At 34.8% G+C, this 9,460-nt stretch carries 10 protein-coding genes; all 10 read right to left on the bottom strand.

Features of this window, described 5'->3' with window-relative positions; genetic code table 11:
• Positions 1-170: 170 nt before the first annotated feature.
• The 10 genes from CHB72_RS22930 to CHB72_RS22895 all read right to left on the bottom strand — a co-directional run bounded on the left by CHB72_RS22930 (position 171) and on the right by CHB72_RS22895 (position 9,336).
• Positions 171-848 carry a hypothetical protein gene (locus CHB72_RS22930; protein WP_089285200.1) on the bottom strand — a complete coding sequence of 226 codons (678 nt, stop codon included), beginning with the start codon at positions 846-848 and terminating at the stop codon, positions 171-173.
• The gene (locus tag CHB72_RS22925) at positions 838-2,226 is read right to left on the bottom strand and encodes an AAA family ATPase (protein ID WP_089285199.1); all 1,389 of its coding nucleotides are present in this window, start codon (positions 2,224-2,226) and stop codon (positions 838-840) included. The genes CHB72_RS22930 and CHB72_RS22925 overlap by 11 nt, the downstream gene beginning before the upstream one ends.
• 138 nt (positions 2,227-2,364) lie before the next feature.
• Positions 2,365-3,000, bottom strand: coding sequence for a hypothetical protein (locus CHB72_RS22920; RefSeq protein WP_089285198.1), 636 nt, complete (start codon positions 2,998-3,000; stop codon positions 2,365-2,367).
• A 17-nt stretch (positions 3,001-3,017) separates the two neighbouring features.
• The gene (locus tag CHB72_RS22915; RefSeq protein ID WP_176431560.1) at positions 3,018-3,347 is read right to left on the bottom strand and encodes an NlpC/P60 family protein; all 330 of its coding nucleotides are present in this window, start codon (positions 3,345-3,347) and stop codon (positions 3,018-3,020) included.
• Complete coding sequence (locus CHB72_RS26870; protein WP_176431559.1) at positions 3,310-4,245, bottom strand: hypothetical protein; 936 nt, start codon at positions 4,243-4,245, stop codon at positions 3,310-3,312. Before CHB72_RS26870 ends, CHB72_RS22915 begins: the two co-directional genes overlap by 38 nt.
• 15 nt (positions 4,246-4,260) lie before the next feature.
• The gene (locus CHB72_RS27145) at positions 4,261-5,856 is read right to left on the bottom strand and encodes a hypothetical protein (protein WP_207652634.1); all 1,596 of its coding nucleotides are present in this window, start codon (positions 5,854-5,856) and stop codon (positions 4,261-4,263) included.
• A 347-nt stretch (positions 5,857-6,203) separates the two neighbouring features.
• A complete protein-coding gene (locus CHB72_RS27140; RefSeq protein ID WP_207652633.1) occupies positions 6,204-7,046 on the bottom strand; it encodes a recombinase family protein in 843 nt (280 codons plus the stop codon).
• A gap of 200 nt (positions 7,047-7,246) precedes the next feature.
• Positions 7,247-8,170 (bottom strand): transposase, encoded by a 924-nt coding sequence (locus CHB72_RS22905; protein ID WP_089285196.1) that lies wholly within the window; start codon positions 8,168-8,170, stop codon positions 7,247-7,249.
• On the bottom strand, positions 8,163-8,963 hold the full coding sequence (locus tag CHB72_RS22900) for an ImmA/IrrE family metallo-endopeptidase (RefSeq protein WP_089285195.1): 801 nt from the start codon (positions 8,961-8,963) through the stop codon (positions 8,163-8,165). The genes CHB72_RS22905 and CHB72_RS22900 overlap by 8 nt, the downstream gene beginning before the upstream one ends.
• A complete protein-coding gene (locus tag CHB72_RS22895) occupies positions 8,953-9,336 on the bottom strand; it encodes a helix-turn-helix domain-containing protein (protein ID WP_089285194.1) in 384 nt (127 codons plus the stop codon). The genes CHB72_RS22900 and CHB72_RS22895 overlap by 11 nt, the downstream gene beginning before the upstream one ends.
• Between the last annotated feature and the right edge of the window lie 124 nt (positions 9,337-9,460).

The following is a 9,460-nucleotide window of genomic DNA, read 5'->3' as shown; positions in this document are numbered from 1 at the left end:
CTATGAGTACAGACCACGAGTTTTGTATATACTCAAACAAAGAATTACATCTGTTCGAGTACTATAAGTACTATATTTTACTATCACGAGTTATCATTTCTATGCATGAAAAAAACACAACATCAAAGTGCTGTGTTTTCTCGTGTTAATACGCAATTAATTCAACATCTTTACTCAAAAAACAAATGAAAATTGCTATATCGTTTAAGGGAATTCCCTCTTATTTTTATAAATTCCCATGTCTCTTTGTAATCCCCTTTTACGGCAAATTGTTCATTGCGAATGAAGTCAATAAACTTCGCTTCTTTCTTATAATAGGCGTCTGAAAATCGTTCCGCATACACCATCTTCAAGTCATCCGATAAGTTTATTTCATTATGCAACACATGCTCAAGATTGCAAGAAAAATAATACATGTTATACGGTATGCCCGATATGGTCGGACAGAGTGATAATCGATTAATGACTTGCTGTTTTCTACTATTTCTTTCAATAACACGCTCTAAAGAGTTTGCAATAATAGCTGATTCGGAATAAATAAATTCTTCTACAGCTTCAACTTGTACTTGATCACCATCAATATATGCACCATCCATATCAACTAAATGAACGATCTGAATGATATCGCTTTTTTTAATTCCTAATTCTCGTGTCAAAAAAGCTTTAACATGATCATTGACTTTGGCAATAGCATTAGAGTTATTTGAAAAGCGATCACTGGTAATATCGCCTCCGGTTATGTAGAACCTTACCAGATTCGACGAAATCAACTTATCAATAATACCACCTAATGATGTTTTATCTGTGACACCTTCTACAATAAACAGAATGACCTTTTTAGTTTTCATCAATCACCCTCCCAGCAATTCTGAAAGCACGACTGATATCAAAGCTATTGGTCTCTTTGTAGATTTCCTCTTTTTGTCCTCCAAGATTGATGCTTCGATAATACAAGTTTCTCAGATTATTATTGCTCTTCACATTTGCAAACCGCATATATCGATTCTTAGAATTTGTTGTTGTAAATATGATTGAACTTGTATCCAGCATTTCTAGTGGTCTTAAATTATGAGAAGTAAAAATCAGTTGTCCTTTTCCATTTTCACTGATAATCTGAAGAACCTCACCGAGTAAATATTCAAAAATACCGGCATCCAATTCATCAACAACCATACAGACTGTAGGGTTATTAAACATTGTTATCAACGTACTCAATATGGAGATGATTTTTTTGATACCATCCGATTCATACTTTAAAGGAACTTTTATGTCATCTCTTATGGAGATGAGTTCAATTCGGATCCCCTCATTACCATCTTCTCTAAGTTGTTTACCATGGTTTTTAAGGCCAATATTAAGACCTGGGACAATCGTCTCAAGGACAATATTCATCTGGTCAATGATTTTAACCACAACATTATATACATCTTCAGGTACGATCGATGGCTTTAACAGACCGATTGGCAAATCTCCCTGTGTCACTTTTTTTTCATCCAACAACCTGAAACTAAAGGGAATTAAAACATTCATGTTAATCATTCCTGAATGATGATTCTTTATGATGAACAGATTAACGTTGGCATAATGCTTAAGAGCTAGAATTATGTCTGTGTAGTTTTTAAAAGCATCGCTTTTCTTAATGATATCTTCCAATTCACTGCTGAAAACAAAAGAGGTACTGTTTTTATCTGACATTTTTTTCGCAACACCCAAATCAATTTGAACATCAGCATTATTTGAAGTGAGTAAACGATAGTTTTTTACCGGTTTAAAAGCATGTTCTTTGTTTCTCACGTCATAATCAATAATTCCGGCTTTACTTTTCCAAGCACCATCAACAGACTCTTTGTACGCTAAATTTTCTCTAATGACTTTAGCTTTGTTTTTATCTATTCTTTCAATATCTACTTCATAGAAAATCTGATAATCATAGTTACCTTGTGTCAAATCAAAACCAAGTTTGATCGTGGCTGTTTCTTCTCCTTCAAAAATATAGTCACCTGTGTTTTTAGGTAGCTCTTTTCCACTAATAAGGTGTTTGATAAGCCACATGGCATCAACAAATGCTGTTTTACCTGATCCATTTTGACCATATATACCAAGGATCTCAGAACGTATTAATTTATTAGATAAAGCATTATCATTTGGAAAATCTATTCTTCCATATTCAACATTTTTTATATTATAAAGTTCAGCTTCTTTTATGCGAATCATAGTATTTTTCATTACATACACCTCCGATTATAATAAATCATATCACAAAACCCTTGATTTGTAAACTTATTATTAAAATTCGATACATTTTGTTTCTAATTTTTGTTTTTATATCATTTATTATAACCATATTTTAATTCATAAAACATCCTACTCAAAATAAATATATGCAGGATTATTTACAAGATTGCATAACCTAACAATCTCTTGTTCCCTAATCACATCGCAGCTGATATTCGCACTTTCAAACTTTTGGATCATTTCTTTACAGTCTTTGATAAGTTCAGACTCTACCCCTTCTCGATATTTGCTCCAAAGCATAAGGAAAAAATTCCTTTCAATCACTTCTCCACTCATGGCAAAATTACTGATTTCTATGATTTCATTTCTAAGGAGTTCTTTTTGCTTTTGGTCTGTAGTCTCTGATAAAAGCGTCGTATATTCATTGACAAGTGGCGTGATATCCACTGGTCTTGATAACGCTAAGAATTTAAAAGGCTTTTGAATACTTGAAAGTTCTGCTGTAAGCACCTTGCAAATCAGCTTTTTTTCACTATCTGAAAACAGATCAATGCTTATAGGATTAATTTTGATGTAAGCGATGATTTGTCCATCCCTTGTATATAAGAAACGGTCATGGATATCTTTCACATTGACAAACTCATTGGCTGTTTTTTGATTTTCACTCATTTGATCTTTGCTTGGCTGATGGGTTCTTTTTAAAAAGAAAAAGGCTACCGCTCCTGCGATAGCACAAAATAAAATCATAATTATAGGTAACATCATAATATTCTGAGCCTCCTCTAGTGTTCAATTAAGATAGCTGGCCTTCTATAATATAAAAACCCAGTACTTTCAGCAGTGGTAACAATCACCCCATTAGCACCCGATGCAGAGTGGGCCACTAATATTTTGCCATCAGCATCTCGTCCAACTACTATACCTACATGATTCACTTTTACAGATCCGGGGATTGCTAAAAAAGCTAAATCCCCGGGCAATACCATGTGTTCTGAAATGCTGCTTGAAACATTCCATTGTTTAGTTGTTCCATGTCCAATTGTTGCCTCAATGGTATCAAGAGGCAGACCTATATTAGCAAATACCCACGTGATATAGCCTGAGCAAACCAAATGGCCTCGTTGTTCCTGTCGATTTGCTTCCAGCAGAAGTGACTTCCATCTGCGTTCCCCAACGACTATCCCACCCTTGTGCAAGGCTTTTTCCTCCCCAAAAGTAAGGCACCTTTCCAACAATACTTTCTGCCACACTTACTATCTCACCTCTATCCAACTTAAAATCATTGGGTAAATAACTTCGTATTTTTGTAATTTCCTCTGCTGATAAAAGCATAGGCATATCGTGTTCTAAGAAAAATACCGATAAACCACTCTTTTTCATTTCTTCAACAACCTGCATCTGCACGTCATTAAACCCATAGAGTATGAAGGCTTCATCTGCTGTTAATGAATCGATGGTTATGATCTTAATTATTTTTGTAATGGACTTGGTTTCTGTCACTTCATTGCCATCATCATCCGTTGTTGTATTTGTTAATGTTTCTGTGACCACTTCTTTTTCAGTGGTGATGACATTCATATCATAGTAGATGGATTTGAGATTTAAAACTTGCTTGTCAGATAAAAGTGCCACTTGCTCCGATACTTCTCCTGCAATGTTGTATTTTGTCGAAAAAATATATAAAACATCCACACAATTGTCTATGGGCTCATTGTCCTCACTTCCCATATAAATCACATGAACTTCATCTACCTCTGGATCATCCAGTTCTCTTTGAATTTCGTTTTCAAACTCAGATTTAAGTTCGTTCATAATTACCATAACAGGAACGTCTTGGGTAGACGTCCCCCCATCTCTTAATGCAAAGAAAATAGCAAACGGTGAACTTAAGACCATTAAGACAATAATCATTGGTGTCATAGCAGCAATAATCACTGCATTTCTAACTTTCTTATTCGTAGCCACTGTCATAACTGCTTTAGTAATTACTTTTCCTGTTACTGGATCCAAATGCTACACCCCCTTCTATTTAGGTCCAATATGCCAGTCCTGATACAAATCTCCACGAATGGTCACATCGTCATTTAAGTTGATTCTAAGCATGCCATCAGGGGTCCACATATCTATAATTTCTGTGTACACCCGATAAGTTTCATCAGGGTACCAAATTGGCGTAAAATGAACACGATTTCTATACGTAGAATACTTATTTTCTTCAAACTGAAACTGACCATATCCCATAAGCTGAAGCTTTCGCCAGTACGTCTCATAAGCAAACTCCGGAAAATAGGAAATGGCATTTTGCGCAGAAGTGACATGAGAACTAGGTGCATTAGTATGAGGCGTTGTTGAGATATTGATGTTTACGCCATAGCCTGATTTCATGGTACTATTTTGAGCTGTTGGTACTTTAGAGTCCGGTGTAAGTCGCATTTGTCCCGTTAAGCTTGCTGTATAACTGGTGTAATCAAACTGCCATGAACCTTCATCTTTCCATTTTCCATTGTCAACCCAGCTACCATTATCCTCCCAGTAACCACCATCTTCTGTACTGACCCAATCCCAATCGGATTCCCACTCCCATTTTGGATGCCATACCCATTTAGGAATCCAAGTGCTACTATAAATCCCCCAATGGGCTGATGTCTTTTCCGCTTTTACTGGCAGATTTGGCACTCTAAAACCATCATTTCTATCTATTACTGTTGGATTTGGCGGTGGGTTTAAACCTAAATCCACAACTCTACAGGTTAACGTGGCATTTCGGCTCGTGCCATCAATTCTAGCAGCGCTATTTCCAGTAACACTCACGTGAACCGTTACATCCTGTGATGTACTTGGTGTTCGCCACTTCAACCATACAAGTTGAGAACTGCCACTTGGCATGACAATTTCAGTACTTTTAGAATAACCATTGGTTGAAATCGTCACAGTTGCTGTATTCTTTACAGGATTATTATAAGCTGCTTCACTCACGTGACGGTTGTCTGGTGTAATATCATCGCTGGCATAAATGCGTACAGAAGTAATGACATCGGTATTGACCCTATATTCATGATCATAGGCTGTATTATTTTCAATAGCCCCTGCGCCATTTGCACTAAGCATGCGCATACCCCAGCCGCCACCTGCCTTGTTAGGGGCGTAAGTATACGCAAGTTGCTTGTCGTCAGTTGCATATGTAGACAGATTTTCTATTTCCATTTTATCAGATTTATTGGCAATTTTCTCGTAGAATTCCTTAGTGAACTTAACACCTGCTTTGAATACAAACGTCAAGGCATATGGATTCGGATTTCCTTCTTCATCCATTGCTCCAACAACCACTTTATCAACCAAGCTTTCTAGTATGTCACGATCAAATTCGTCCATCTGGATCTCATGATCAAATGCTTTTCTGAAGTAATTGATTCTTGTACTGATAGATTTCTCACCTTGAAGCGCTTCATACTTTTCATTTCTTTGATCTCTAAGATCTTTAAGCTCAGCTTCAATAGCACTATATTTCTTATCATAATCTTCTTTAGCTATTTTCTCCTCCAATCTCATCTCTACAAGTGTTTGAGACTTTGTTTCGAGTTTTCTGATTTGAGCTGTAAGACCATCAACTTCTTCTCTCAATTGCGTAACATCCAATGCGTAACATCCAAGGCTTCCTCGATGTTCTTAAGGAATTCTTCAATGTCAGTTGTATTTAGGAGCTGAATCTTGTTATATGCACTAACAAATGCTTCTTCCAAAAAGCTCTCATGAACACCTTTAGAGTGAGAGCATTCTTTTCGACCATTTTTTATGGCATTACCACATTACCATGCTGGCTTTTCATGATCTGTTCCATGGTGCCAAACTCGGCGAATATACGTTCCACCACAGAACCCACATGTACATATGCTGCTAAATGAGTGCTTTCTGCTATATTTTCTTGAGTCGTGCTTCGTACCGTGTTTACTGCTCCTCATTCTTAAAATTTACTGGGCTCTTTCAAACATCTCATCTGAAATGATAGGTTCGTGATTATTTTTAATGTAGAATTGCTCCCTCTCCCCCATGTTGTCTAGCCTTCTATGAGTAATGGGGTCAACTGTAAAGGTTTTTCCTTGAAGAAGAGCCCCTTTGTATTTTTCATTCTTTATGATACCGCGAACAGTGCTTTCATGCCATCGTGTACTACCTTTCCTTGTCTTATACCCCAGTTTTGAAAGTTCTTTTGCAATTACAAAGCAACCAGCACCTTCAACATATCGATTGAAGATATATCTGACAATCTCGGCTTCTTCTTCATTAATAGATATGCTCTTTGTTTCAGGATCATAATCATATCCCAAACAACCATTATAGCCTACCATCTCACCACGTTTCATTTTCATTTCAAGTCCCAAGGTGACATTTGCTGAAATGGGTTCACTCTCCTGTTGGGCCAGTGAACTTAAGATAACCAGAAGCATTTCACCGTTCATGGTTAGGGTATTAATGTTTTCCTTTTCAAACATGATTGCTACATTTTTTTCCTTTAATAACCTCACATACTTTAGTGTGTCTAAGGTGTTTCTAGTAAAACGAGATATAGACTTAGTGATAATCATATCGATCTTTCCGTCAACAGCATCATTGATCATACGCTGGAAATCCATACGTTTGTTGGTTTGTGTCCCTGATATCGCTTCATCAGCATAAATGTCTACTAAATCCCATTCAGGCTTTGTTTCTACTAACTGTTTATAATGAAGTACTTGGGATTGATAGCTTGTTTTTTGTTCTTCTGAATCGGTACTGACACGCCAGTACGCAGCAACTCTCAATTGATTTTCCATAAAACCACTGCCTTTGTCTTCTGGAATTTTTACTCTCTTCTATAACTTGTATGTTTCCTCCTTCATAATAATCTTTTCCTTTGTTATGGTGTGAGTCTTCTGAAAAGACCATGTTTCGTTTATTTTCTGCATAATGAAGAAGCCTTCTTGATCCATTGAATCAAGAAGGCTATAGCTCATCCTATTAACTTTTTCAAATTTTAATACGCAACACTAAAGTTTGGTTCAGATATAATTTTACTTAACAATTCTTCTTTAGTAAATGATTTCTTAACAAGTTGAATATCTTCTTCTCCCATACAAAACACATTAATATTTCCATTTGAAGATGCCGACAGAATTTCGATCATTTCATTTTCATCTGTTAAAATCTGTTTTCTATGCATTTCATAGACTAACCTTGAAGTTGTAAGTTGCATAGGAGCTCTTAGATTATGGTGCTTTTCAATATATTGGTTAACGGAAATTACATTATTTCTTATTCTTAAATCATCACTTATTAGTATATATTGACCAAAAGGAATTTTAGTCAGTACAATTACTAATATTAAAATCAGTTCTTCAGCCAAGCTGTCCCCTTCAAATTTTTGACTTCGAGCAAATTGAAAAAAAGGTTCATATAAATTTTGACTTCCAGGCCTTAAATTCAGAATTTTGATTTTTAGATTTGGGTCCATAACCCTGATAATATTATTAATGGCTGTTTTAAATTTACTAACTTCTTTAACAGCAAACCCTAATAGTTGGTTTGCATCTTCAACTGTGATAGTCAGTGACTCCTTAATTAGTTCAAGAACTATTTCCTCATCAAATAATAGAACTGGAATTCCACTTATGTTTATCTTTCTAAAATACTCAATTTGTATCGGATCAATTTCGAAATTATTGGATGACAATTCCATTAAAACAGTCCTTGTAATAATTATGATTGCTCCTTGATTTGCCAAAAAATCAATGATAAAGCTATTCGAACTTGCATTTGAATGATGTAATATTGAGCATGTGTCATAAAAAAAATGTTTTTGATATTTGAAGAATTGATCAATCACTTGACTAGGTTCGGTTATTAAGTATTCTTGGATATCGCTAAAATTATTGGAAATATCTTGACATACTTTACTCATCCCGTTTTACCCTAATCGACAAATATAGATCCTGAATATTCTTAATTATACTTTCTAAATTCACTTCTGAAAGTAACTCTTCTTTCACAAGCCTTTGTCCTTCTCTCTTCACGGTTTCTAAAAGATATCCCATTTCATCTTTTAGCGATGGCTCAAGTATCTCCTTATCTAACCAAAGTTCTTCAAATAGTTCTTCCATTTTCTCAGCATCAAACTCTAATAGCTCCTTAACAATACCAGTATCTTTCAATATTTGTAGCTCATATAATCTGATCAAAACAGCCACAAAAGGTGCATTGAAATAGTTCATTAATTTTGCAATAACATAATCAATTCTTTCATTGTCTTCACTAAACAACTCAAACATCTTATTGAATTCAATTTCAGGCATGAGTAGATTCGCAGCAAAAAGATTAGCTTTACTTTCATTTTCATTTACAAAATATTCTTGATTGAAATGAACTTCACGTTTCTCATTTATATAATCGGGCGCTCCATTTAGTATGTGATAAATGTCATGACAATAAGAAAAATACATTTTACTTCTTGGCTGATTTGAATTTAATAGAAGATACTTACTATAACCAGTACCTAAGTAACACGCTCCAAAATCACTATCCCTCATTGGAATCTCAATAATTAGAGTATCAAGCTTCTTTCCAATTTCTCTCATTACCTTCGGAATATCACTGTCCAGAAAAACTTGACTATGAAAATCTTTTACTGCTTCTTTCACACTTCGTTCATATTCACGGTTTTTTAAGATAATCTCTTTAAATCTACTAAAATTCATAATCAAGCACCTCTAATGCATCTTGATCAATTTTCTTTTGAATACCTAAAACCGCATCAATATGTTCTAGAAAATCAAATATTTGATTCGCTAATTCTTTTTTTGCTTCATCAACCGCTCCCATATAAAATGCAATTGACGTTGACTCCTCATATTGAGGTTGAGTTAACATAAGATTTTCTTGCATGAAATAACTTATTTCTTTACCCAGACTATTAGCAATTTTCTCCATATCCTCATATTGTATATCTTGTTTGCCGTTAAGAAGTCGTGAAAACTTGTTTTTCTCAATCCCTGTAAGTTTGACAATAAAGCTATTCTTTATATTATAATGCTCAATATAATCATTAAGATTTTGAATAAACTTAGACATAATCACGCCTCCTTTCTTTTATATTATATCATATATTGATACTTTTATTCAATTGAATTAATTGTTTTTTTTATTACAATAACGAATTCATATTATCGTCTTATGAATTGTATCACTGTTTGAT

Origin of the sequence: Anaerovirgula multivorans (assembly GCF_900188145.1) — a bacterium.
In the GTDB taxonomy this organism is placed as follows: Bacteria; Bacillota; Clostridia; order Peptostreptococcales; family Natronincolaceae; genus Anaerovirgula; species Anaerovirgula multivorans.
Note: the sequence above shows the minus strand (reverse complement) of the source record. Positions and strands in the feature narration are given on the sequence as shown.

Coding starts and splice junctions, on each gene's coding strand:
- CHB72_RS22930 (WP_089285200.1), bottom strand. CDS start 848: ATGAAAACTAAAAAGGTCATTCTGTTTATTGTAGAAGGTGTCACAGAT.
- CHB72_RS22895 (WP_089285194.1), bottom strand. CDS start 9,336: ATGTCTAAGTTTATTCAAAATCTTAATGATTATATTGAGCATTATAAT.
- CHB72_RS22905 (WP_089285196.1), bottom strand. CDS start 8,170: ATGAGTAAAGTATGTCAAGATATTTCCAATAATTTTAGCGATATCCAA.
- CHB72_RS22925 (WP_089285199.1), bottom strand. CDS start 2,226: ATGAAAAATACTATGATTCGCATAAAAGAAGCTGAACTTTATAATATA.
- CHB72_RS27140 (WP_207652633.1), bottom strand. CDS start 7,046: ATGGAAAATCAATTGAGAGTTGCTGCGTACTGGCGTGTCAGTACCGAT.
- CHB72_RS22900 (WP_089285195.1), bottom strand. CDS start 8,963: ATGAATTTTAGTAGATTTAAAGAGATTATCTTAAAAAACCGTGAATAT.
- CHB72_RS22920 (WP_089285198.1), bottom strand. CDS start 3,000: ATGATGTTACCTATAATTATGATTTTATTTTGTGCTATCGCAGGAGCG.